Source organism: Streptomyces sp. HD (assembly GCF_028369295.1).
GTDB lineage: Bacteria > Actinomycetota > Actinomycetes > Streptomycetales > Streptomycetaceae > Streptomyces.
The window spans coordinates 98,700-122,019 of the sequence record NZ_JAQMYP010000018.1 but is presented as its reverse complement, the minus strand read 5'-3'; the positions used below and the strand labels follow the sequence as shown (position 1 = coordinate 122,019).

The 23,320-nt window shown below is 71.5% G+C and carries 21 protein-coding genes; 11 read left to right on the top strand and 10 right to left on the bottom strand.

The window, feature by feature from the left end; all coding sequences use genetic code 11:
* The first annotated feature begins 185 nt into the window (after positions 1-185).
* Together POF73_RS19315 and POF73_RS19310 are read left to right on the top strand one after the other, a co-directional pair.
* Positions 186-2,297, top strand: a complete 2,112-nt coding sequence (locus tag POF73_RS19315) for a SpoIIE family protein phosphatase (protein ID WP_443049554.1) — start codon at positions 186-188, stop codon at positions 2,295-2,297.
* A 125-nt stretch (positions 2,298-2,422) separates the two neighbouring features.
* Positions 2,423-3,181: a hypothetical protein gene (locus tag POF73_RS19310; protein WP_272116935.1), complete on the top strand. Its 759-nt coding sequence runs from the start codon at positions 2,423-2,425 to the stop codon at positions 3,179-3,181.
* 87 nt (positions 3,182-3,268) lie between these two features.
* Here the strand turns inward: POF73_RS19310 and POF73_RS19305 are convergent, their stop codons facing one another.
* Positions 3,269-4,096 (bottom strand): putative protein N(5)-glutamine methyltransferase, encoded by an 828-nt coding sequence (locus tag POF73_RS19305; protein WP_272116934.1) that lies wholly within the window; start codon positions 4,094-4,096, stop codon positions 3,269-3,271.
* 280 nt (positions 4,097-4,376) lie between these two features.
* Between POF73_RS19305 and POF73_RS19300 the strand changes: the two genes are divergently transcribed.
* The 3 genes from POF73_RS19300 (at position 4,377) to POF73_RS19290 (ending at position 6,639) form a co-directional block, all read left to right on the top strand.
* On the top strand, positions 4,377-4,982 hold the full coding sequence (locus POF73_RS19300; protein ID WP_272116932.1) for a sulfite oxidase-like oxidoreductase: 606 nt from the start codon (positions 4,377-4,379) through the stop codon (positions 4,980-4,982).
* An 82-nt stretch (positions 4,983-5,064) separates the two neighbouring features.
* Positions 5,065-5,814, top strand: coding sequence for a ferredoxin reductase (locus tag POF73_RS19295; protein ID WP_272117031.1), 750 nt, complete (start codon positions 5,065-5,067; stop codon positions 5,812-5,814).
* A 240-nt stretch (positions 5,815-6,054) separates the two neighbouring features.
* Complete coding sequence (locus POF73_RS19290) at positions 6,055-6,639, top strand: Rv1733c family protein (protein WP_272116929.1); 585 nt, start codon at positions 6,055-6,057, stop codon at positions 6,637-6,639.
* 121 nt (positions 6,640-6,760) lie between these two features.
* On the opposite strand, the gene POF73_RS19285 is transcribed toward POF73_RS19290, so the two are convergent.
* Complete coding sequence (locus POF73_RS19285) at positions 6,761-7,528, bottom strand: TetR/AcrR family transcriptional regulator (protein ID WP_272116925.1); 768 nt, start codon at positions 7,526-7,528, stop codon at positions 6,761-6,763.
* A gap of 186 nt (positions 7,529-7,714) precedes the next feature.
* Here POF73_RS19285 and POF73_RS19280 point away from each other — a divergent pair, with 186 nt between their 5' ends.
* Complete coding sequence (locus tag POF73_RS19280; protein ID WP_272116923.1) at positions 7,715-9,553, top strand: glycoside hydrolase family 15 protein; 1,839 nt, start codon at positions 7,715-7,717, stop codon at positions 9,551-9,553.
* A 72-nt stretch (positions 9,554-9,625) separates the two neighbouring features.
* On the opposite strand, the gene galE is transcribed toward POF73_RS19280, so the two are convergent.
* Positions 9,626-10,663: a UDP-glucose 4-epimerase GalE gene (gene galE, locus POF73_RS19275; protein ID WP_272117029.1), complete on the bottom strand. Its 1,038-nt coding sequence runs from the start codon at positions 10,661-10,663 to the stop codon at positions 9,626-9,628.
* A gap of 262 nt (positions 10,664-10,925) precedes the next feature.
* Here galE and POF73_RS19270 point away from each other — a divergent pair, with 262 nt between their 5' ends.
* The 3 genes from POF73_RS19270 to POF73_RS19260 all read left to right on the top strand — a co-directional run bounded on the left by POF73_RS19270 (position 10,926) and on the right by POF73_RS19260 (position 13,585).
* Positions 10,926-11,894 (top strand): acetylxylan esterase, encoded by a 969-nt coding sequence (locus tag POF73_RS19270; protein ID WP_272116921.1) that lies wholly within the window; start codon positions 10,926-10,928, stop codon positions 11,892-11,894.
* A gap of 11 nt (positions 11,895-11,905) precedes the next feature.
* The gene (locus tag POF73_RS19265; RefSeq protein WP_272116918.1) at positions 11,906-12,310 is read left to right on the top strand and encodes a nuclear transport factor 2 family protein; all 405 of its coding nucleotides are present in this window, start codon (positions 11,906-11,908) and stop codon (positions 12,308-12,310) included.
* Between the two features lie 108 nt (positions 12,311-12,418).
* A complete protein-coding gene (locus tag POF73_RS19260) occupies positions 12,419-13,585 on the top strand; it encodes a serine hydrolase domain-containing protein (protein WP_272116916.1) in 1,167 nt (388 codons plus the stop codon).
* Between the two features lie 123 nt (positions 13,586-13,708).
* On the opposite strand, the gene POF73_RS19255 is transcribed toward POF73_RS19260, so the two are convergent.
* From POF73_RS19255 to POF73_RS19245, 3 genes are all read right to left on the bottom strand, one after another.
* Positions 13,709-14,497, bottom strand: a complete 789-nt coding sequence (locus tag POF73_RS19255) for an acyl-CoA thioesterase (protein WP_272116914.1) — start codon at positions 14,495-14,497, stop codon at positions 13,709-13,711.
* Between the two features lie 108 nt (positions 14,498-14,605).
* Positions 14,606-15,340 (bottom strand): class I SAM-dependent methyltransferase, encoded by a 735-nt coding sequence (locus POF73_RS19250; RefSeq protein ID WP_272116912.1) that lies wholly within the window; start codon positions 15,338-15,340, stop codon positions 14,606-14,608.
* Positions 15,341-15,345: 5 nt separating this feature from the next.
* On the bottom strand, positions 15,346-15,903 hold the full coding sequence (locus POF73_RS19245) for a PadR family transcriptional regulator (protein WP_272116910.1): 558 nt from the start codon (positions 15,901-15,903) through the stop codon (positions 15,346-15,348).
* A gap of 70 nt (positions 15,904-15,973) precedes the next feature.
* Here POF73_RS19245 and POF73_RS19240 point away from each other — a divergent pair, with 70 nt between their 5' ends.
* The gene (locus POF73_RS19240) at positions 15,974-16,372 is read left to right on the top strand and encodes a nuclear transport factor 2 family protein (protein WP_272116908.1); all 399 of its coding nucleotides are present in this window, start codon (positions 15,974-15,976) and stop codon (positions 16,370-16,372) included.
* A 30-nt stretch (positions 16,373-16,402) separates the two neighbouring features.
* On the opposite strand, the gene POF73_RS19235 is transcribed toward POF73_RS19240, so the two are convergent.
* Genes POF73_RS19235 through POF73_RS19225 form a run of 3 tightly spaced genes read right to left on the bottom strand, consistent with a single transcriptional unit; the run spans position 16,403 to position 18,710 of the window.
* Positions 16,403-17,662: an RNA polymerase sigma factor gene (locus tag POF73_RS19235; RefSeq protein ID WP_272116906.1), complete on the bottom strand. Its 1,260-nt coding sequence runs from the start codon at positions 17,660-17,662 to the stop codon at positions 16,403-16,405.
* On the bottom strand, positions 17,659-18,000 hold the full coding sequence (locus tag POF73_RS19230) for a YciI family protein (protein ID WP_272116904.1): 342 nt from the start codon (positions 17,998-18,000) through the stop codon (positions 17,659-17,661). Before POF73_RS19230 ends, POF73_RS19235 begins: the two co-directional genes overlap by 4 nt.
* The gene (locus POF73_RS19225; RefSeq protein WP_272116902.1) at positions 17,997-18,710 is read right to left on the bottom strand and encodes an SgcJ/EcaC family oxidoreductase; all 714 of its coding nucleotides are present in this window, start codon (positions 18,708-18,710) and stop codon (positions 17,997-17,999) included. Before POF73_RS19225 ends, POF73_RS19230 begins: the two co-directional genes overlap by 4 nt.
* A gap of 348 nt (positions 18,711-19,058) precedes the next feature.
* Here POF73_RS19225 and rho point away from each other — a divergent pair, with 348 nt between their 5' ends.
* The gene (gene rho, locus POF73_RS19220) at positions 19,059-20,204 is read left to right on the top strand and encodes a transcription termination factor Rho (protein ID WP_443049552.1); all 1,146 of its coding nucleotides are present in this window, start codon (positions 19,059-19,061) and stop codon (positions 20,202-20,204) included.
* Positions 20,205-20,232: 28 nt separating this feature from the next.
* On the opposite strand, the gene POF73_RS46035 is transcribed toward rho, so the two are convergent.
* Positions 20,233-23,313 carry a caspase, EACC1-associated type gene (locus tag POF73_RS46035; RefSeq protein ID WP_334313612.1) on the bottom strand — a complete coding sequence of 1,027 codons (3,081 nt, stop codon included), beginning with the start codon at positions 23,311-23,313 and terminating at the stop codon, positions 20,233-20,235.
* Between the last annotated feature and the right edge of the window lie 7 nt (positions 23,314-23,320).

Sequence of the window (23,320 nt, the reverse complement as noted above, 5' to 3'; positions counted from 1 at the left end):
GGGTGCCGTCTGATCGGCCACAGTCATGTGGCCCGGAGCCGGCTTCGGCGGACGTTCTCCGCCGTGTTGAGGGATGGTGGAGGTGAACGACCAAGGGGGCCCAGAGACGCTTGAACGCGGTAGAACTAGGGGAGTCGGCACGGGGGAACGGCGTGCCGTGAGGATGGGCGAAGGCGGTGCGTGGGATGTCTGCAGCCGAACGTCCCGTGCCCGAGGGCCACGAGCCGGCACGCGGGCCGATGGGCCAGAACGGCGAGCCCGCCCGCGGCCCGATCGGGCCGAGCGGGCTGCTCGACGTGCTGGGCATGGCCTCGGTGGTGCTCGACGTCGAGGGGCGCATCGTGCTGTGGAGCCCCCAGGCCGAGGACCTGTTCGGCTATCCGGCGCACGAGGCGCTGGGCCAGTACGCCGCCCGGATCATGGTCCACGAACAGCACCTGGACCTGGTCGTCAAGCTGTTCTCCGACGTCATGGAGACCGGTGAGGGCTGGGCCGGCGCCTTCCCCATCCGGCGCAAGGACGGAAGCACCCGGCTGGTGGAGTTCCGCAACATGCGGCTGCTCGACGACGAGGGCGACGTCTACGCGCTGGGCCTGTGCGCCGACCAGACGACGGTCCGGCGCCTGGAGCGGGACGTGGCGCTGTCGACGCGGACGATCGCGCAGGCCCCGGTCGGTCTGGCCGTCCTCGACACCGAGCTCCGGTACGTCTCGGTGAACCCGGCGCTGGCTCAGCTGAACGGCATTCCCGCCGAGGACCACATCGGCCGTACGCCGCGTGAGCTGCTTCCGGGCGTCGACGCGGACGCCATCGAGGCGGTCCTGCGCGACGTACTGCGGACCGGTGATCCGCTGATCAACCATCGCATCGTGGGCCGGACCCCGGCCGACCCGGACCGGGAGCACTTCTGGACCATCTCGCTCTACCGGCTGGAGGACACCGCGGGGACCGTGCTGGGCGTGGCCGGCATGGCCGTGGACATCACCGAGCAGCACCAGGCAGCCGTCGAGGCCGAGTCGGCACGGCGGCGCCTCGCCCTCATCGCCGACGCCTCCGCACGGATCGGCACCACGCTGGAGCTGGACCGCACGGCACGCGAGCTCGCCGACGTCGCCGTGCCCGAGCTCGCCGACGTGGCGGCCGTGGATCTGCTGGAAGCCGTGGTGGAGGGCAGACGCAGCAGTCTCGGGCCCACCGAGCCGGCCGTGATCCGCGCCCTGGCCGTCCAGGCCGACCACGCCACGGAGGCCCTGAGCGCCGCCGACCCGCCCGGGCACGTCACCCGCTACGGCCCGGACCGCCTGGTCACCGAGTGTGTGCGCACCGCCAGTCCCGTCATGGTGGCGCACGTCCAGGAAGAGGACCTGCCGCGGATCGCCCGCTCCCCCGAGGCCGCCGTACAGCTGGGCCGTGCGGGCGTGCACTCGTATCTGGCGGTGCCGCTGATCGCGCGCGGCGAGGTGCTCGGCGCCCTCGACCTCAAGCGCACCCGCAATCCGCTGCCGTTCAGCGAGGACGATCTGCTGCTCGCCCGTGAACTGGCCGCCCGTGCGGCCGTGCAGATCGACAACGCCCGCTGGTACCAGAACGCCCGCGACACCGCCCTCACCCTGCAGCGCAGTCTGCTGCCCAGCCACCCCGCGGTGACCGGCGGCCTGGAGGTCGCCTCCCGCTACCAGCCGGCGGGTGCCAGCGCCGAGGTCGGCGGCGACTGGTTCGACGTGATCCCGCTGGAGGACGGCAAGACCGCGCTGGTCGTCGGCGATGTGATGGGCAGCGGCATCGACGCCGCCACGACCATGGGCCGGCTGCGCACCGCGACGCACACCCTGGCCTCCCTCGACCTCGAACCGACCCGCCTCCTGGAACACCTCGACAAGATCACCGAGGGTCTCGACCACTCCATCGCCACCTGCGTCTACGCCGTCCACGACCCGAAGCTGCGGCAGTGCCGGATCGCCAACGCCGGCCATCTGCCGCCCGTCCGCGTCCACCCCGGCCGGCCCCCGGAACTTCTCGAACTGCCCACCGGTGCACCGCTGGGCGTGGGCGGCGTCGCCTTCTCCACGACGACGATCGACCTCCTGCCCGGCGACCAGTTGGTGTTCTACACGGACGGCCTCGTCGAGACCCGCCAACACCCGCTGGACGAGCGCCTCGACGCCCTCCTGGAGCTCCTCGACGACCCCGACCGCCCCCTGGAGGAGTGCTGCGACCTCCTCCTGCGCACGCTGCACCAGCCGGACAACTCCGACGACGTGGCACTGCTCATCGCGCGGGTGTTGACGCCGAGTTGACAGGCGGGTGGGACGGGCGCCCGAATTCACAGCAACTGATTACTTGTTCCTTACCGTCCGCCACCCACAATCACAGCAAGGCATGGCATGGGGATGCCGGGTGCCGTGACCGACGGGAGCGAGCGGTGACACACGATCCGGATCAGGGACACCACGCCGGCGCGGAGCCGGCCGACGCGGAATTCGAGGTCCTCACGGGACCGGGCGGCCCGGAGCGGGAGCACACCCGGAGTGCTGCGCTGCGCGGGCTGTGGCAGGGGCGTTCCGTCCGGGCGCGGGCGGTGACCGCGACGGCCACGGTCGCCGTCCTGGCCCTCGGCGGTACGGTCGCCTACGCGGCGTCTGCCTCGGGCTCGGACTCCGGGACCTCGCCCTCGGCCACCGGACCGGCGTCGGCGTCACCGTCCCCGGACGGGCCCGGCGGCCGACACGGCCACGGCATGTTCGGCCTCGGCGGGGGCGGCGTGCACGGCGAGGCGACCGTCGAGGACCCCGGCAGCGGCGAGTGGATCGTACGGATCTGGCAACGCGGCACCATCGCGAAGGTGGACGGCGACCAGGTCACCGTCAAGAGCGAGGACGGCACCTCGTGGACATGGACCGTCGGCTCGGACACGACCGTGCGCCATGACGGCGACAAGGGCTCCGGCACCGAGGCCCTCAAGAAGGGCGAGGACATCTTCGTCGTCGGCACACGGTCCGACGACGACACCAGGACGGCCTCCCGTCTGTTCTCGGGCAACTGGGACGAGTGGAAGCCGAAGGGCAGGGACGGGGACCGGGGGCCGGGCGGCCGGCGGGACAAGTTCCCCGGACCGCGCCACTGGGACTGGCGGAACCCCGCCCCCTCTGCGAGCCCTTCGAAGAGCGGCGCGGCGACCTGATCGGGCTGGATGGGGCCGTGGGCTGAGCCGGCTGAGCCCTCGCTCAGGGCTGGTGGAGGCGGCGACCAGCCCTGAGCGAGGTGGCCCTCAGGGCTGGTTGAGGCCGATCACGACATTCGCGTACAGCTCCTCCGACGCGACCACACGTGCCGACAGTCCACTGCCGGTGAAGGCTTCCAGGGCCTTCGGCGCCTGGCGTTCACTCGTCTCGACCAGCAGACAGCCGCCCGGCGCCAGCCACCGGGGCGCCTCGGCGGCGACCCGGCGCAGCACGTCCAAGCCGTCCGGACCGCCGTCGAGCGCGACACGGGGCTCGTGGTCGCGGGCCTCCGCGGGCAGGAGGCCGACCTCGTCGGTGGGCACGTACGGCACGTTCGCCGCGAGGATGCCGACGCGGCCGCGCAGGCTGTCGGGCAGTGGCTCGAACAGGTCGCCCAGGTGGACCTCACCGCTGTAGGGAGCCACGTTGCGGCGGGCGCAGCGCACTGCCGCCGGGTCGATGTCGGCCGCGTGCAGCTCGATCCGGCCGCGTGAGCCGAGCGCGGCCGCCAGGGCCACGCCGACCGCGCCCGAACCGCAGCACAGGTCCACGACCACGGATGCGTCCGGTGCGACGGCGAGGGCCTGCTCGACCAGGAACTCGGTACGGCGGCGGGGTACGAAGAGGCCGGGTTCCACGGCTATGCGCAGCCCGTGGAACTCGGCCCAGCCGAGGACGAGTTCGAGGGGCAGACCGGTGACGCGGCGGTTCACCATGGCGGCCAGCTCGGCCGGGGTGCGGGCGGCGGCCAGGATCAACCGGGCCTCGTCCTCGGCGAAGACACAGCCGGCGGAGCGGAGGGCGGTCACCACGGCGTCGTGGGAGAGCGGCGAGGGGGACGCGGGTGACGGCGAGGAAGAAGAGAAGGGGGGCATGGGAGCCGAGAGCCTTTCGGAAGCCGAAGGGTGCTCTCGCGGTCGCCTACTGGCGGTGATCCGCGCCGATTCGAGATGAGAGCACCCGACCTGACACAGCGGTAATGGGTCTCACCTCCCTGACTCCGCACGCCGGGACCGTCCCGACCGAACGGCCACACTACCCCAACGATCACTGGGACGATTGAACGAACGTGTAACCCGTACGGTTGAATGAGCACGTACCGATCACGCTCGACCCGCGGGCCGTCGCCTTCGGCGGCCTGGAGGCACCACCCGCATGAATGTCACCCGAGGCTTCACCGGGCGCCCTCGCGTCCAGAATGCCGCGCTGCCGCCCGGCCAGTACGACGCGGGCGACGACTGGCCCGTCCTGTCCGCCGAAGTCACGCCCGAGCTGACGCCCGCCGAGTGGTCCTTCCGTGTCGACGGGCTCGTCGAGGAGCCGCGCACCTGGAGCTGGGAGGAAGCGCATGCGCTGCCTGCGTCGGTGTACGAGGGCGACATCCACTGCGTGACGAGCTGGTCGAAGTTCGGCGTGCGGTTCGGCGGTGTGTCGCTGGACGCCTTCCTCAGTGTGGTCCGGCCCCATGTGTCCGCCACACATGCCGTCGCCTATTCGCACACCGGGTACACCACGAACCTGCCGCTCGCCGACCTGACGGGTGGGCGGGCCTGGATCGCCTGGGAGTACGACGGGGAGCCGCTCGCTCCCGAGCACGGTGGCCCGGCACGGCTGCTGGTGCCGCACCTGTACTTCTGGAAGAGCGCCAAGTGGATCGCGGGCCTGCGGATCCTCGACCACGACGAGCCGGGGTTCTGGGAGCAGAACGGCTACCACGGCCGCGGCAACCCCTGGCAGGAACAGCGGTACTCCGGTGACTGAGGCAACTGGGACGACCGGGGTGCCCGAGGCGACGGCCGTGACCTCCGCGTCCGTGGCGTCCGCATCCCTGGCGTCCACATCCGTGACCTCCGCTCCCCCGACCCGGTTCGCCGTGCCCGGCCGGATCGCCGTCAGCAACCGGACCGCGGCGGTGTGGCAGACCGCCACGATCACCGAGGTCCGCCGCGAGACCCCGCGCGCCGCCACCTTCCGTCTCGCGGTGCCCGCGTGGGCGGGCCATCTGCCGGGCCAGCACCTGATGCTCCGGCTGACCGCGGATGACGGCTATGTGGCCCAACGCCACTACTCGATCGCGTCCGCGCCCGACGACCCGGGCCATATCGAACTGACCCTGGATCACGTCGAGGGCGGTGAGGTGTCCGGCTGGTTCCACACGGTCGCCGAGCCCGGCGACACGGTCGAGGTCCGCGGCCCGCTCAGCGGCTTCTTCGCCTGGCCCGGGGACCGGCCGGCGCTGCTGGTCGGCGCCGGCTCCGGCGTCGTACCGCTGATGTCGATGGTGCGGCACCACCGGGCGCGGGGCCTGGACGTTCCGCTGCGGCTGCTGGTGTCGGTGCGCAGCCCCGAGGAGCTGATCTACGCGCGCGAGTACGGCGCGGAGACGACACCCGTGTTCACGCGGAGCGCGCCGGTGGGTGTGCCCGTGGGACGTATGGCCGCCGCACATGTGGCGCCGCTCCTGGCCGAGCAGCCTCCTGGTGGGTGGGAGGCCTATGTGTGTGGCTCCAACGCGTTCGCGGAGCACGCCTCTCGACTGCTCGTGACGGCAGGTCAGCCGGTGGACCGCATCCGGATCGAACGCTTCGGCTGATCGTCGGGGCGCAGCCGCAACCAGGGTGCGCGCGTCCGCCCGTGCGCCCCGCGTACCTGTCGTGCCCGGCGTACCTGTCGTGCCCGGCGTACCTGTCGTGCCCGGCGTGCCCGGCGTGCCCGGCGTGCCCGGCGTGCCCGGCGTGCCCGGCGTGCCCGGCGTGCCCGGCGTGCCCGGCGGTTGACGATGTCCCCGGGATCGTCAGGAACGATGTCCCGTCTTCGGGGGTACCTGCACGGCATGCGAAGCCGCGTGCATGGCCGGCGTTGGTGGCACAGTCCGCTGCGGCGCCGGTCGGATGTCGTCGAAGCGTGGACGGTGGTGGCCGTGATCGCGCTGCTGCTCGTCGGCGCGCCGCTGGCCGGGGTGATCGCGGCCTGGTGGGCCCATGGCGACGCCCTGACCATGGCTCGGGAGCAGCGCACCGGTCTCCGGCAGGTCCGGGCCGAGGTCATCGACAGAGCCCCCGGCGCGGTGCCCCTGCCGCAGGGCGGACGGCAGCTGTCCGCGAAGGCGACGGTTCGCTGGACGGAGTCGGAGACGGGTCCGCGTACGGCCACGGCGCGTGTCCCGGCCGGGACACGGACCGGCGACACGGTCGACGTATGGCTCGACACCGAGGGCCGCAGCGTCCCCCCACCTCCCGACGACGCGTCCGTCTGGTACCGCTCCGTGACCGTCGGCATCTGTGCCACGGGCGGTGCGGTGGCCCTGACCCTCCTCGGCCACACGGCCGTACGACACACCGCGATGCGCCGTCGCCTGGCCGAATGGGAACAGGAGTGGGCCCGAACGGAGCCGGGCTGGACGGGCCGTAGGGCATGAGCCGTGGCGTCAGCCGGTGCCAGGGAATGACGTCGGCCGGTGCCAGGGAATGACGTCGGCCGCTGCCACGGTTTGCGTCGGCCGGTGTCACGGAATGCAGACCCGATTCAGTCCGCCGGCGTCAGGAATTCCGGTCCGTCGGTGCGAAACCGTCGAGGAGCGCGTCGAGTCCGTCGGACAGGCCGTCCGGTCCGCCCTGCTCGGCGAGGGCCGGGGCGACCTCGCGCAGCACGGGCAGTTCCTGGGACGGCATGCGGTGCAGGCCCAGGCGGAACGCGGGGTCGGATTCCTCGGGGTTGTCCACCATGGCCCTCAGTTCCACCGACACATATCCGAGCACCCAGGCGGTGTAGGCGCGGAACACGGAGGCGGCACGGGCGTCGTCGAACCCGGCCTGGCGGAGCAGGCCGAGGATCCGCTCGTGATCCCTGAGCACCGCGAGCGGCCTGCGGGCGAGCGGCACGGCCATCATCCGGGTGGAGAGCAGCGGCACGGCCTGCGGGTGGGCCAGACACACGTCGTACAGGGCGCGAGCGGTCCGTTGGAGCTCGGCACGCCATTCGGGTGCCTCGGTGGCCCCGGTGTCCGCGGACTCGGACGTGGTCGCGGGCGCCGTAGCCCCGGAGCCGTCGGACAGTCGCCCCTCCAGCTCCAGGTACAGCGCCTCGACGAGGCCGTCCAAGAGGGAGTCCTTGCCTTCCGCGTACCGGTACAGCGCCATGGCCTCGACACCGAGCTCCGCGCCGAGCCGACGCATGCTCAGAGCCGACAGGCCCTCCCTGTCGACCAGCTCCAGGGCGGCGGCCAGCACGCGCTCGCGACTGAGCCTGCCGTAGCGTCCCCGGTCACTGGCGCGACGCGCGGGCCTGTCCGTCGAACCCTCAGCCATTCCGTGCCTCCCTGCGCCGCTGCCGTACGACCCCGGCCCGTCCGGGGCGACAGCATCCGCATACGACGTAAACATACCTGGCGGCACCCCTCCTGACCCTTCTCGTTGGCCTTCCCGCTTGACCTTGCGTCTCTTTCCGTGCAAGATGTTTACAACGTAAGTTTACATATCAGCAGACTGATGGTCATGAGTGCCCCCATCGAGGACTACGCCCTCATCAGCGACCTGGAGACCGCCGCCATGGTCGGCAAGGACGGTTCCGTCGACTGGCTGTGCCTCCCCCGCTTCGACTCGCCGGCTTGTCTGGCCGCGCTTCTCGGCACCGGGGACAACGGCTTCTGGCGGGTCTCCCCCGAGACCGGCGGGACCTGCACACGGCGGACCTACCGTGCGGACACACTGGTCCTGGACACATGGTGGGAGACCGCGACGGGGACCGTACGGGTCACCGACTTCATGCCTCCCCGTGCCCAACTGCCCTGTGTGGTCCGCGTGGTGGAGGGGCTCTCGGGGACCGTGACCATGCGCAGCGAGCTGCAGCTGCGCTTCCACCAGGGCCGGGTAGTGCCCTGGATCCGGGCCGTCGACCAGTGCGCGGTGGCGGTCGCCGGCCCGGACGCCGTCTGGCTGGACGCCGACGGGCCGGTACGGTCGCTCGACCGCGAGGACTCGACGGTGTACGACTTCACCGTCCCGGCCGGTCGGCGGCTGGCCCTGACACTCGTCTGGTCGCCCTCCCATCTGCCCGAGACGCCCGCGCCGCTGTCCTTCCCCGCCGAGACGCTCCTGAAGGAGACCAGCGACTTCTGGCGACGTTGGAGCGCCCAGTGCCGTTACGAGGGGCCGTGGCGCGACGCCGTCATGCGCTCCCTGATCACACTGAAGGCGCTCACCTACGCCCCCACAGGCGGCATCGTCGCCGCGCCGACCACGTCCCTGCCCGGCTGTATCGGCGGGCAGCGCAACTGGGACTACCGGTACTGCTGGCTGCGCGACTCCACCCAGACCCTGTCCTGTCTGCTGCGCAGCGGCTACCGCGAGGAGGCGGCGGCCTGGCTGGACTGGCTGGTGCGGGCCATCGCGGGCGATCCCGCCGATCTGCAGACCGTCTACGGCGTCGGCGGTCAGCGCCTGCTGCCGGAGACCGAGGCACCCTGGCTGTCCGGCTACGAGGGTTCACGGCCCGTCCGGTTCGGCCACTTCGCGATGAACCAGTTCCAGCTGGACGTCTACGGCGAGGTCCTGGACGCCCTCTGCCTGTCGCTGCGGGCCGGGATCCCGATGCCGGCCCATGTGTGGAGCCTGGTCGAGGCCCTGATGGGCTATCTGCAGCGCCACTGGCGGGAGCCGGACCAGGGGCTGTGGCAGGTGCGCGGACCGGGGCGGCAGTTCGTCCACTCCAAGGTCATGGCCTGGGTGGCCGCCGACCGCGCCGTGCGGATGGGCGAGTTGCTCGGCCGCAACGGCTCCTCGGGCGAGTGGCGTGCCATGCGCGACGAGGTGCACCGGCAGGTGTGCCGGGAGGGATGGGACGCCCGCCGGCGGTCCTTCGTGCAGTCCTACGGCTCCTCGGCCCTGGACGCCTCGGCGCTGCTGATGCCCCGGCTCGGCTTCCTGCCGGCCTCGGACGAGCGGGTGCGCGGCACCGTCCGCGCGATGCGGGGGCTCGACCACGGCGGCTTCGTACGGCGATACGTCACGAACGGCGACGGCGCGCACGAAGTGGACGGCGTGGACGGTATGGACGGCGTCGACGGCGCATCCGACCCGGAGGGCGCGTTCGTGGCGTGCTCCCTCTGGTATGCCGACGCCCTCGCCACGACCGGGCGTCCGGAACAGGCCCGGGACGCCTTCGAGCGGGTGCTCGCCATCCGCAACGACGTCGGTCTGCTGTCGGAACAGTGGGACCCGGACACGGGCCGCCAACTGGGCAACGCACCCCAGGCGTTCAGCCATATCGCCCTGGTCGAGACGGCGTTCACTCTGAGCGCCTCCGGCCTCGACGCTTCCGGTCCCGACGACTGACGGCCGGCGACTGATGCCGGTACCGGCGACACGGGCTCCGCACCGCCGGTACTCAGCGCCACCGCCGATACCTCAGTGCTTCGGGTTGGGACGGCGCGCCGCGCCCGCGTACCCGTGCGGATTGACCTGCTGGAACCGCCAGGCGTCCCGGCAGATGGCCCCCAGGTCCCGCCTGGGCCGCCAGCCCCAGTCACGCGCCACGGCGCTCGCGTCGGCGACCAGTTCGGCCACGTCGCCGGGACGGCGGGGCACGACGTCGTACGGAATCTCCCGGCCGCTCACCTCGGCGAACGCGGCGATCACTTCCAGGACCGAACTGCCCCGGCCGACGCCCAGGTTGTACACGCGCATGCCGGGTGCGTCGGTGAAGTGGTCCAGGGCCACTCGGTGCGCCTCGACCGCGTCCATGACATGGAGGTAGTCGCGGACCGCGGTGCCGTCGGCCGTCGGATAGTCCCCGCCGAACACGCGGAGCCGCTCCTGGCGGCCTATGGCCACCTGGGCGACGTACGGCATCAGGTTGTCGGGGTCGCCGGCCGGGTCCTCGCCGAGCAGTCCGCTGGGGTGGGCGCCGACCGGATTGAAGTACCGCAGGCACAGCACCGAGTACTCGGGGAGGTGCCGGCAGACGTCGGCGAGGATCTGCTCGCACCGCAGTTTGGAGGCCGCGTACGGGTTGGTGGGCCGGGCGGGGGTGTCCTCGTCCAGCGGGCCGTGGCCGGCGTCGCCGTAGATCGAGCAGGACGACGAGTAGACGAGCTGGTACACCCCGTGGTCCTGCATGGACCGCAGGAGGGCGGTCAGGCCTCCGACGTTCGTGTCGTAGTACTCGACGGGCATGCGGGTCGACACACCCACGGACTTCATACCGGCGCAGTGCACGACGGCGTCAACGGCGTGCCGGTCGAACACGGCCGACAGGGCCCGCCGGTCCCGGATGTCCAGCTCGTAGACGGCGCCGACGAAGCGTCCGGCGATGCGTTCCACGCGCGGGAGGACCTGCGGGGAGCTGTTGGAGTAGTCGTCGACGACGATCACCTCGTAACCATGATCCAGCAGCTCGACGCAGACATGACTGCCGATGAAGCCCGCCCCGCCGGTGACCAGGATGGTCGAGGGCGGGCCGGGCGATCCGGTTCCGATGCCGAGAGGGTCCACCGGTACCGGCTTGCTGGGCGCCATGGCACGAGGTCTCCTGACTGTGACCCGACGCCGTACGTTTACGACGTACATGTACAACCCTGCCCCCATTCCCCGCGGGCGTCAAGGCGGGCCGCCCAACGGTGCGGGTTCACCAGTGGCCTGGCGAGACCTCCGATCACCCACGTACGGTGTGATCTTCCGCACCCACTCTTCGCAAAGGCGGTCCCAGATGGCCCTGTTCGACCTCCCGCTCGACGAACTGCGCGAGTACCGCAGCAAGTCAGTCGAGCCCGAGGGCTTCGACGCGTTCTGGTCCAAGACCCTCGACGAGGCCCGCGAGCACGATCTGGACGCCCGCTTCGAGCCGGTCGAGACGGGGCTTTCCACGGTGCGGGTGTACGACGTGACGTTCGCCGGGTTCGGCGGTCACCCGGTGAAGGGCTGGCTGCGGCTGCCCGCCGGGGCCACGGAGCCGCTGCCGCTGATCGTGGAGTTCATCGGCTACGGCGGCGGGCGTGGGCTGCCGCACGAGGATCTGCTGTGGGCGTCCACGGGCCGCGCGCACTTCGTGATGGACACCCGCGGTCAGGGCAGCGCATGGGGCAGCGGTGGCGACACGCCGGATCCGGTGGGGTCCGCGCCGGCCTACCCCGGCTTCATGACCCGTGGCATCGAGGCGCCGGAGAACTACTACTACCGCCGGGTGCTCACGGACGCGGTCCGTGCCGTCGAGGCGGCCCGCTCGCACCCGCTGACCGACGCGTCGCGCACGGTCGTCACCGGCGGGAGCCAGGGCGGCGGCATCACCATCGCCGTGGGCGGTCTGGTGCCGGACCTGACGGCGATCGTGCCGGACGTGCCGTTCCTGTGCGACTTCCCGCGCGCGGCGCACCTCACGGACCGCAACCCGTACCGCGAGATCGCCCTCTACCTCAAGACGCACCGGGGCCGCGCCGAGGACGTCATGCGCACCCTGTCCTACTTCGACTGTGTGCACTTCGCGGCCCGCGGCCGGGTGCCCGCCCTCTTCTCGGCGGCCCTGGAGGACCAGACCTGCCCGCCCTCCACCGTCTTCGCGGCCTTCAACGCCTGGGCCCACGACGAGAAGGCCATCGAGGTGTACGACTTCAACGACCACGAAGGCGGCGGCCCGTTCCACGAGGTGGCCAAGCTGGAGTGGCTGCGCTCGCACGCCTGAGAGGGGGCCACGTGGAGACGTCTGAGGCCGCGGAGCGGTTCGTCCGGGTCTGGGAACGGGGCTGGGCCGAGCATGACGTGGACGCGCTGCTGGAGCTCTACGCCGAGGACTGCGTCCACCGCTCGATGCCGTTCCGCGAGCCGCACCGGGGGCGGGCCGAACTGGCCGCGTATCTGACCTGGTCGTTCGCCGAGGAGCGGGTGACCGACGTGCGCTTCTCCGCGCCCGTCGTCGGGCGGGACGGTGTGGCCGTGGCCGAGTTCCGGGTCCTCGCGGAGGAGGGGGGCGCGCCCTCCACGCTCGCCGGCTGTGTGTTCGTGCGCTTCGATGCCGCGGGGCTGGCCGTCGAGACCCGCGACTACTGGCACACGGCCGAGGGGCACCGGGAGCCGGAAGGCGCGCGGTTCTTCGTCTGAGTTCGGTCCGTCCGGCACCTTCCGTCCAGTCCGACCAGTCGGTACGTTCAGAGTGCCCGGGTCGCGGTGTCGCGGCCCGGGTTTCCGACGGACGACGAGGGACGGCCCATGACGGAGCACGAGGCGCAGGTGCAGGGGCACTGCGATCCGCGGTTCGCGGCGGTGCGGACGGCGTTCGAGACGAACTTCCGGGAGCGCGGGGAGCTGGGCGCCGCGGTCACCGTCACCCTGGACGGCCGGACCGTCGTGGACCTGTGGGGCGGCTGGGCCGACGCGGCCCGCGGCCGCCCATGGGAACGCGACACCCTGGTCAACGTGTGGTCGACGTCCAAGGGCCCGACGGCGCTGTGCGCCCACCTCCTCGCCGACCGGGGCCTGCTCGACCTCGACGCGCCGGTCGCCGGGTACTGGCCGGAGTTCGCCGCCGCGGGCAAGGAGCAGATCCTCGTGCGGCATCTGCTGTCGCACCGCGCGGGCCTGTCCGGTCTGCGGGAGCCGCACACGCTCCAGCAGCTCTGCGACTGGGAATTGACGACTCGGCGGCTCGCGGCGATGGAGCCGTGGTGGGCGCCGGGGACCCAGTCCGGGTATCACGCGCTCACCTACGGCTTCCTGGTCGGGGAGGTCGTACGGCGGGTGTCCGGCATGCTGCCCGGGGCCTTCCTGGAGCGGGAGGTGACCGGGCCGCTCGGGATCGACTTCGCGATCGGGCTGCCGGAGAAGGACTCCGGGCGCGCGGCCGAGCTGGTCCACTCGCCGGTCGCGGCGTCCAGTGAACAGGCCGCCGTCTTCGCCCAGTTGGCGCCCGCCGCTCTCGCCGCACTGACCAACCCCGTCGTGGGGGCGGCTCAGGCCAACTCGCCCGAATGGCGGGCCGCGGAGATCCCCGCCGCGAACGGTCATGGCACGGCGCGTGCGGTCGCCGCCCTGTATGGGATCTTCGCGGGCCGCGGATCGTACGACGGGCGTCGCGTGATCTCCCCCGAGGCTGCCGAGCGGGTGCGTGAGGGGCAGGGCAGCTGCCGCGACCTGGTCGTCGGCGCCGGGTTCGAGGACGAGACGGAGGCCGGGCTCGGCCTGTGGCTCAGCGGGCCGAACGGCTCGTACGGGCCCAATCCGCGGGCTTTCGGGCATGACGGCTTCGGCGGCTCCTGCGGACTGGCGGATCCGGAGGCCGGGGTGTCACTGGGCTATGTGATGAACCGGATGGGGCCTCATATCGCCAACGATCCGCGGAAGATGGCGCTGGTCGACGCCCTGTACAGCGCTTTGTGAGGACCGGCCGGCGTGGGCCGTTGTGAGGACCGGCCGGCGTGGGCCGTTGTGAGGACCGGCCGGCGTGGGCCGTTGTGAGGGCCGGTCGGCGTGGGTCGTCCTGACCGAAGTGACAGGCCCCGCCTACGAGTTCGAGGTCCCGTCGGCCGGCCGGGCGCGTACCACCCGCGACTGCCGGGCGAGCGCCACCAGCCTGCCGTCCGCAGACCAGACCGCACTGTCGTCGACCGCCCACCCACTGCCCGCGTGCTCGGTGCGGATCCGGACGAGCGCCCAGCCGTCGTGGGCGCCGTCGTCGAGGGCGTCGGTGAGGTGGACGGTGAGTTCGGCGGTGGGTACCGGGCGTGGGGTGCGCCAGCGGGCGTACAGCGCGGGCGGGAGGGCGTCGGTGAGGGTGACGGCCGTCGGGGCGTCGAGAGGGCGGCCGTCCTGGAAGCGGATCCAGGCCGTGAGCTCGGCCCTGTCGCCGCCGCCGAGCGGGCGGTCCTCGGTGGCGGGGCGGATCTCCAACTGCCGGGCGAACGGCGACAGTTCACCGGAGAGCTCCAGGCGGCGGCAGTCCTGGGGCCCGGGGACCTCCGGGGCCGGATGCCCGTCGTACGACGACCCTTCGCGCCCTGAGCCGAACAGTGCCGAGCCGAGGAGGACGGGTACGCCGTTCTGGTGGCCGGTGAAGAGGCAGGTGGCCGTGCGGCGGCCGGGGGCGGCGGGCGCGGTGCCGGAGAAGTGCAGCGGGCTGTCGTCGACCGGGGCCAGATAGTGCGTGGTCAGCATGCGGACCGGGCGGTCGCCGCAGGCGAACCGGTCACGTACGGCGGCCAGGGCGAGGGCCGCGACATGGCCGCCATGTGCTCCCTCCCAGGACCACCACTGGGGGTCGATACGGATCGCGGTGTCGTTCGTCAGGGTCACGCGCCCACCATAACCACGTGAGTTTGAAAAACAAACCCTCTCGAAGGATCCAAGTTGGAAAGTCCAACCCACTCGCCCCCCGCGGCCCCCGCGACCCTCTCCACCTGTTCAGTCCGGGAGGCGTCGCGCCACCACCATCCGCACCCGCGGACTCCCGTCGCGCCGCCGCCCGAACTCGGGCAGTGCCCGGAGCTCCACCTCGAAGCCGGCGCGTGCCAGCTCGTCCCGCACCTCCCCGAGGCGGAAGGCCCGGTAGTACATGACGAACGGCGGCCGCCACACGGCGTTGCGCACCCGCATGACCGCGTCGAAACCCAGCAGCATCCAGTAGCCGAGGGAGGCCGGACGCTGCGGTGCCACGACGGGGAAGACGAAGCACCCGCCGGGCCGCAGCACGGAGTGGACCTGGGCGAACAGCCCCGGCAGCTCGCGCGGCAGGAAGTGGCCGAACGCCCCGAAGCTCACCACGAGGTCGAAGGAAGGGGCGAACGGCAGAGCACGGGCGTCCGCGCGGACCCAGGCGACGCGCGGCTCCTCCACTCCCAGTCGCACCCGCTGCCGGGCGACGTCGAGCATGCCCGCGCTGAAGTCGACACCGGTGACGCTGCGCCGGCACACCCTGGCCAGCACATCCACCCCCGCGCCCGTCCCGCAGCACAGGTCGAGGCCGTCGTCGTACGGGCCCGTCCGTGCGAGCGCCTTCGTGACGGCGGAGAGCACCGAGTCGGGTGTACGGAAGGGGGTGTGGTCGAACTTCGGGGCGAGCAGGTCGTATCCGCGCTGGACGGACGACAGGGCCTGGACGGCGAGTTCGCGCAGCGAGGGGCCTTCGGGGCTGAACATCCGCGTCACCCCAGCGCGACGCGCTGCTTCAGGACGGCGAGAACCCGCTCGCACCAGCGCAGGTTCTCCTCCTCGAAGGAGATGCCGCGCAGCAGCGTCAGATACGGGCCGACGCGGTCGGACTCGCGCAGGTACTCCTCCTCGGTGCGGCCGTCGAGCATCCGCTCGCGGACACGTTCGTACCGGTCCAGCTTGCCGCGTGCCCACGTCATGCGCTCCTCGATCATGGCGCGGGTCGGCTCGGGATCCCCCATGGCCTGGAGTTTGATCAGGAGTTCGTCGCGCACGGCCGTGGGCCGCCGGGGCGGCTCGGCGGCGAAGGTGCGCAGGTCCTCCCGTCCGGCCTCGGTGAGCGTGAACATCCGCTTGTTCGGCCGCCGTTCCTGCTGCACGAACCGGGCTTCGACGAGGCCGTCCTGCGCGAGACGCTCCAGCTCCCGGTAGAGCTGTTGCGGGGTCGCGGGCCAGAAGTTGGCGAACGAGACGTCGAAGGCCTTGGACAGCTCGTAGCCCGAGGCCTCGCCCTCCAGAAGGGCGGCGAGGACGGCGTACTTGAGGGACATGTGGACACATTAACAGCAGGTGATTATTGTCATCCGCACCTACTCAACTAATTGACTATGAGGTGATCCGATGCGAGCGTTCCGCGAGGCGGTCGAGACAGGCGACATCGACGCCGTCGAGGCCCTGCTGGCCGAGGACGTCGTCTTCACCAGCCCGGCAGTGTTCAAGCCGTACACCGGCAAGCCGATCACGGCGGCGATCCTGCGCGGTGTCGTGCGGGTCTTCGAGGACTTCCGCTATGTGCGCGAGATCAACGATCCGGGCGGCCGTGATCACGCGCTGGTCTTCACCGCTCGGGTGGGCGACCGGGAGATCACCGGCTGCGACTTCCTCCGGGTCAACGAGGACGGCCTGATCGACGACTTCATGGTCATGGTCCGTCCGCTGTCGGGGGCGCAGGCTCTGGCCGAGGCGATGGGGGCGCAGTTCGACCGGATCGCGAAGGAGGCAGCGGCCCGGTCGGCATAGGGCCCGCACCTGGGCCTGCTTCCTGGGCCCCTACGCGGATCGGCATTCCGCGAGCCGCCGTTCGAGGAACCTCCGTTCCGCGTCGTTCTCCACCAGTTCCAGTGCCCGCCGGTACGCCTCGGCCGCCTCCTGCGTACGACCGCTGCGGCGCAGCAGATCGGCGCGGGTGGCGGGGAGCAGGTGGTATGCGGCCAGCGCGCCCTCGGCCTCCAACTCGGCGACCAGGGCGAGCCCCTCCTCCGTGCCCTCGGCCATGCCTATGGCCACCGCGCGGTTGAGGCGGACGACGGCGGAGGGCACGAAGCGGGCCAACTCGCCGTACAGGGCGGCGATGTCGGCCCAGTCGGTGTCCTCTGCGGTGGGTGCGGTGGTGTGGCAGGCGGCGATGGCGGCCTGGATCTGGTACGGCCCGGGGCGGCCGCGCCGCAGCGCGGTCTCCAGCAGGGCGGCGCCCTCGTCTGCCTCGGCCCGGTCCCAGGCCGTACGGTCCTGCTCCTCCAGGGTCACCAGGTCGCCCGCGGCGTCCACGCGCGTGTGCCGGCGCGCGTCGTGCAACAGCAACAGCGCGAGCAGGCCCAGCACTTCGGGTTCGTCGGGCATGAGGCGGGCCAGGACTCGGGCCAGCCGGATCGCCTCGGCGCAGAGGTTCGTACGGACGAGATCGGCGCCTGTGGTGGCCGCGTACCCCTCGTTGAACAGCAGGTAGATCACGCCGAGCACGCCCGTCGTACGCTCGGGCAGGAGGTGTGCGGGCGGTACCCGGTACGGGATTCCGGCGTTGCGGATCTTCCGTTTTGCGCGTACCAGCCGCTGCGCCATGGTCGCCTCGGGGACGAGGAAGGCGCGGGCGATCTCCGGTGTGGTCAGTCCCGCGAGCGTACGCAGCGTCAGGGCGACTCTGGCCTCGATGGGCAACGCCGGATGGCAGCAGGTGAAGACGAGCCGCAGCCGGTCGTCCTGGACGCCGCTGCCGTCGCCGTCGTCACCTGCGTCGTACGACGGTTCGTCGCGGGCGAGCACCGCCACCTCCCGTAGTTTCGCCGCCCCCGCCGCCTCCCGGCGCAGTACGTCCAGGGCGCGGTTGCGGGCGGTCGTGGTCAGCCAGGCTCCGGGGCGGCGCGGCACTCCGTCGCGCCGCCATCGGTCGAGGGCCTGGGCGAAGGCGTCCTGCGCGCACTCCTCGGCGAGGTCCCAGTCGCCGGTCACCCTGATCAGGGTGGCGACGACCTGGCCCCATTCCGCACGGAAGGCCGCGGCCACGGCCTCCTCGATGCCGTTCGTCTCGCTCACTCCCAGACCGGCCGCACTTCCACGGAGCCGCCGCCGAGGGCCGCCGGATGACGGGAGGCGAGGGCGATGGCCTCGTCCAGGTCGGCGACCTCGATGATGTCGATTCCGGCGACGTACTCCTTGGACTCCACGAAGGGCCCGTCGCTGAGCAGCACCTCGTCGCCCTGGACGCGCACCGTGGTGGCGTCGGTGTGCGGCCGCAGACGGGCTCCGCCCTTGACGACGTCGCGGCTGCGGACCTCGTCGATGTACGCGGTGAACCGGGGGTCGTCGGCGATCTCCTCGGGGCTGAGTTCCTCGCCGCCGACCGGCGTGCAGATGAACAGGACGTACTTCATGACCGCTCCTCGGTGGTGCGGGATACGTGTTCGTGTGCGATCAGCCAGCGCAGACCGGCGTCGCGGTAGCCGGTGGTGACGCACATCAGGTCGTCGATCCGCGTGCCGTCCGTGCGGGTGGCACGCAGGCGGACGAGGGCGCGCCCGAAAGCGATGCTCTCGTCGACGTGGACGCGGAGGTCCACTACCTCGCGGGTGACGGGGCCGGTGACGCCGGTGAGCAGTTCCTCGATCGACTTGCGCACGGCGTCGGCCCCGCGGTGCTCCCGGCCGTCGACGAACGCCGTCGCGTCCGGGGCGTAGCAGGCCGTCATCCGGTCGGCGTCACGCTCCCGCGCCGCGCCGGTCAGCTCGGCGTCGAGCGCGCGGATCCGCGCCTCGGCGTCCTCGTCCTCCCAGAACGGCCGCACCTCCATGGCGCCGATGCCGGCCACGGGGTGCCGCGCCGCCGCCTCGATCGCCTCCTCCATGCCGGCGCACTCAAGGATGTCGAAACCGGCGACGTACTCCTTCGTCTCCGCGAACGGCCCGTCGCTGCGCAGCACATCGCCGCCACGCACGCGTACGGTAACGGCCCGGTCCGGGGGCGCCAGCCGGTGGCCGTGCAGGCGTACGCGGCGGTCGCCGAGGTCTTCCACCCAGGGTTCGACGGGGGTCGTTCCCGAGGCGTCCGCGGTGTCGTCGCCGCAGACCAGCAGCATGTACTTCATCGGTCCTCCCGGTCCTCATGAGCTTCCTACACCCCACCGACGAACGGGACCGGCCCGAATCGACACCCGGGCGCCCCGTTTTTTCGAGGTGGCCATGCGCTCAGCCGCCGTGGTATCTTCCAGACAGCACCTGTGTACGCCCGTTCGAGGGCGCCGGTGCCAGTTCTCTCTCAATTCGCCGGTCGGTGTACCGGCTTCGCCTCACCACCTCGTGACCAGCGGTTCTGCCGTACCCGAGGTGATGTTCCGCCGCCCCGAAGGCGCTCCGTTCGCCTTCCCCGAGTCCGCGGCACACCCCTTCCTTCTGCATGTCTCATGCCTTCCGTCCGTGAAAGGACCGATCACCGAATGACCACCACCACACTCGAAAACCCTCCCGTGGAGCAGCAGCCCCCGGTCCGTGCCGTCAGCGGTGTCCTCGACATCGACGCGAACGGGAAGGGGCACCTGCGCGCCGAGAACCTGCTGCCGTCGCCCGCCGACCTTCAGGTCTCCCCCGCGCTGATCCGCCGGTACGGCCTGCGCAAGGGCGACCTCGTCGACGGCGTACGCGGTACCCAGCGCGCCCTCACCGAAGTCGCCCGCGTCAATGGGCGCGCCCCTGACAAGAACCGCCGCCGCTTCGGCGAGCTGACGCCGCTTCACCCGCGGGAGCGGATCCGTCTCGAACACCCGGCGTCCGGTCTGACCGGCCGGGTCACCGACCTGATCGCTCCCGTCGGCAAGGGCCAGCGCGGGCTGATCGTGGCCCCGCCCAAGACCGGCAAGACGGTCCTCCTCCAGCAGATCGCGGCCGCGGTCGCCGGCCATCATCCCGAGTGCCGGCTGATGGTGGTGCTCGTCGACGAACGCCCCGAGGAAGTCACCGACATGCGGCGCTCGGTGCGGGGCGAGGTGTACGCCTCGACCTTCGACCGGGCGCCCCGGCAGCACATCGCGCTGGCCGAGCTCGTGATCGAGCGGGCCAAGCGGCTCGTCGAGGCGGGTGAGGACGTCGTCATCCTGCTGGACTCCCTGACCCGGCTGTGCCGGGCCCACAACAACGCGGCCGCGTCCAGTGGCCGCACCCTGAGCGGCGGCGTCGACGCGGCCGCGCTGCACGGGCCGAAGCGGTTCTTCGGCGCCGCGCGTCTCGCCGAGGAGGGCGGTTCGCTCACCATCCTCGCCACGGCCCTGGTGGAGACCGGCTCGCGGGCCGACGACTTCTACTTCGAGGAGCTGAAGAGCACCGGCAACATGGAGCTGCGGCTCAGCCGGGACCTCGCCTCCCGCCGTGTCTTCCCCGCCGTGGACATCACCCCGTCCGGTACCCGGCGCGAGGAACTCCTCCTCCCCCAGGCCGAGTTGACCGCCGTACGCGGCCTGCGCCGGGCGCTGCACACCCGGGACAGCCAGTCCAACCTGGAAACCCTCCTGGAGCGCATGCGCGAGACGCCGGACAACGCGGCGTTCCTGCGGCGGATCCAGCCGACGCTGCCGACGGACGCGGCGTGACGGCGCAGCCGGTACGCCCTCGAACACCTCAGCGGAGCCAGGCCCTCCGGGCCAGCGCGACGACGCTCAACTCCCGTTCGAAGTAGTCGACTTCCGCTCCCTCCTGAAGGGTCCGGGCGGCCTTGAGTCCCTGCCCCAGCGCCTGCTCCCAGGCGCTCCAGCGCAGCCCCGCAGCGAAGGCCGGAGAGGCCGCACGGGCCAGCTTGACGACGTTCCTGATGTGCTCCTCCGACGCATACGACGTGGACGTGGTCTTGGGCATCCCGTCGGTCCCCGCTGTCGGGGCACCCAGCGCGGCCAACACCGCAGCGGACTCCGCCACCACCCGGTCGGACACCACCGACGGATGGCCCGCCCACCAGGCGTAGTGCTCGGCGGCCCGCGCACGGCGCACCGCGACGGCAGGGGCGTGTCCGGTCAACGGCAGTTGCTCCGCGACCCCGGCCGCCAGCCGGTAGTGCGAGTCGGACGCCGTGACCAACCCCTTGACCAGGAGTTCGGCGACCGCCGTGTCGGCATGGGGGTGGCCCACCAGGGCGGGGAGGTGCACGGGGTTCGGCAGCTCGCCGCCGAGTGCGAGCCCATACTCCAGTGCGGCGCGGCCGGGCTCGCTCGTGGCCGCGAACAGATGATGCAGAACGGCGGCCGGGTCGGCCGGCCAGGGCAACGACACATCCCCCGGCCCCAGCACCGCCGCTGCCTGAACGAAGGACAGTGGCAGCCCGGCGCACTCGCGCCACAGGTCCCTGGCCCACACCCGCTCCTCGTCCGCGATCCACCGGAGCAGGCGGCGGTTGAGGAGCTCCATGCAGGAAGCCTCGTCCAGTCCGCCGAGCACGACGTCCTCCAGAGAGTCGTCGGCGGACGTGGACGCCGTCGCGGGCGTGGGACAGACGAGGACCGCGCACTCGGGCAGGCAGTCGAGAAGCGACCCGAGATCGCTGCCACCGATCTCCAGGTCGTCGATGATGACGATCGCGCCGATGTCACCTGCGAGAGCGAGCAGTTCGCTCTGGCAGGGCCGCTGGAGCGGGCTCCAGTACGCGGCGGTGAAGACGTCGTGGAACAGGTCCTGTGACGTGCGTCGGTTGCCGGACAGCCGGATGACCCCATCCGGTGGGAGGTCGGCGACGTCCTCCTCGATGCAATCGAGCAGTGCTGTGCGACCGGAGCCACGAGGACCGAGGAGCCGGACGCTGCGGCCCCGGGAGAGCATCCGCACGAGTTCCTCGCGCTCGTCCTGTCGCCACAGAGGCGGCATGCGGGGCAGCGGTGGTTCGGGCAGCACAGGAGGGCGAAAGACCTGCTCCCACTCCGCTCGCTGCTGCGCGGTACGTTTGCGGATGGACTGGGCCGGCGGGCCCGCCGAGCGTGCGCGCGCCCTGGTGCTCTCCCCGGGTGCGAACGTGAGCAGCAGGTCCCCGGCGACCAGTGCCGTGCGCCGTGACTTCGAGGAGGGCTCCCGGTCCGGGGCGCGGTCGCCGGTGGGCTGCGACGCCGGGGCGGGCCGCGCACCGCTGGTGATGGAGGTCGGCGAACCGTCGAGACACGCTTCGATGTCCGAGCGCATCGCGTCCGCGGACTGGTAGCGCTCGTCCGGCCGCTTGGCCAGTGCTGTGAGGACGACGGCGTCGGTCTCGGGAGCGACCGCCGGTTCGAGAGAGCTCGGCGGCGGCGGGTCGTCCAAGACGTGCCGGACCACTGTCGACGTCTCGGACTCACCGCTGAAGGGAGGGCGGCCCGTCAGCAGCGCGTACAGGAGACAGCCGGTCATGTACAGGTCGGAGCGGGCGTCCGTCGGCCGTCCCAGTGCCTGTTCCGGCGAACAGTAGTCGGGCCGGGGCACCACGGCCCGGTCGTCGTCCGAGGGATGCGGGGAGCCGAAACCCGTGACCTTCGCGTGCCCGTCCCGTGTCAGCATGACGTTCGCCGGGCTGATGTCGCGGTGCACGATGCCGTTGCGGTGGGCGTGTTCCAGGCCCTGGAGGATGTCGGAGGTCACCTTCAGGGCGTCGGTGGGTGGTAGTCCACGGCCGCTGTCGAGGAGTTCGTCCACAGTGGAGCCGTCCACGTGTTCCATGACGATGTAGGGGACCAGGACTCCGTCGACGTATCCCTCGCCCCTGTCGTGGACGGCGACGATCGCCGGGTGATTCAGCGAGGCGGTCGACCGGACGTCGCGCCGGAACTCCGCCTGGAGGCGCTGGTCGTGTGCGAATTCCGCGCGGAGGGTCATCACCACCACGGTGGAGTCGAGGCGAGTGTCGTGCGCGAGGCGGATCTCCGAGATGCCGTCCTGTCCGAACTCTCGGTCCAGCTCGTACCGTCCGCCGAGGAGATCCACCGTCGGTGCCTGCCGTCGGTCGTTCCCGAAGGGCGTGTGCGCGATCACGACGCGGTACTCGAACTCGGCCCACAACAATGGTCGCTGCTTGGCGCCGATGGCGAGGATCCGTTCGTAGACGTATTCGTAGAGGTCCCCCACGGTGATCAGCCCGTCTCGGTTGGCGTCGGCCTCTCCCGACCGCAGCCCTTCGATCACCAGGCCCGTGAAGCGGGAGGGCGCGGGGTCCAGTTCGCTCAGGTGGTCGCCCTCCCAGGCGTATTCCGTACGGTTCGTGGCCGTGAGTACCGCACGACCGTACCCGGCCAGTTCGTCCTTGAGGTGGACGGCGGTGTCGCCCTTGCTGCCTGGCAGGAAGGCACCGCTGTAGCAGCAGTCCAGAAGCAGCACGATCGATCTGGCTCGACAGCGGCGCATCTGGGTCTGGAGGAAGGCCGCCGAGACCGCGGTGGATCCCAGGAGCTCGCGGTCGGTGTCGCGGGCGGCGAAGTAGAGCTCGCCGTTGTCGTTCTTGATGCCGTGACAGGTCAGGTGCAGCAGCAGTACGTCGTCCCTGCTGCGGTTGCGGAAGAAGGTCTCGATGGCACGGTTCACCTCGTGGTGTCTTGCGTCCAGGACACTGCTTACCTCGAAGTCGCCGATGGATCGGTCCTGGAGCACCTCGGCCAGGCCCGCGGCGTCGCGTGCCGGTGAGCGCAAGTGTCGTAAGTCCGCGTTGTCGTAGGAGCCCGTGGCGATGAGAAGGGCGAAGCGGCCGGCGGACATGACCGGG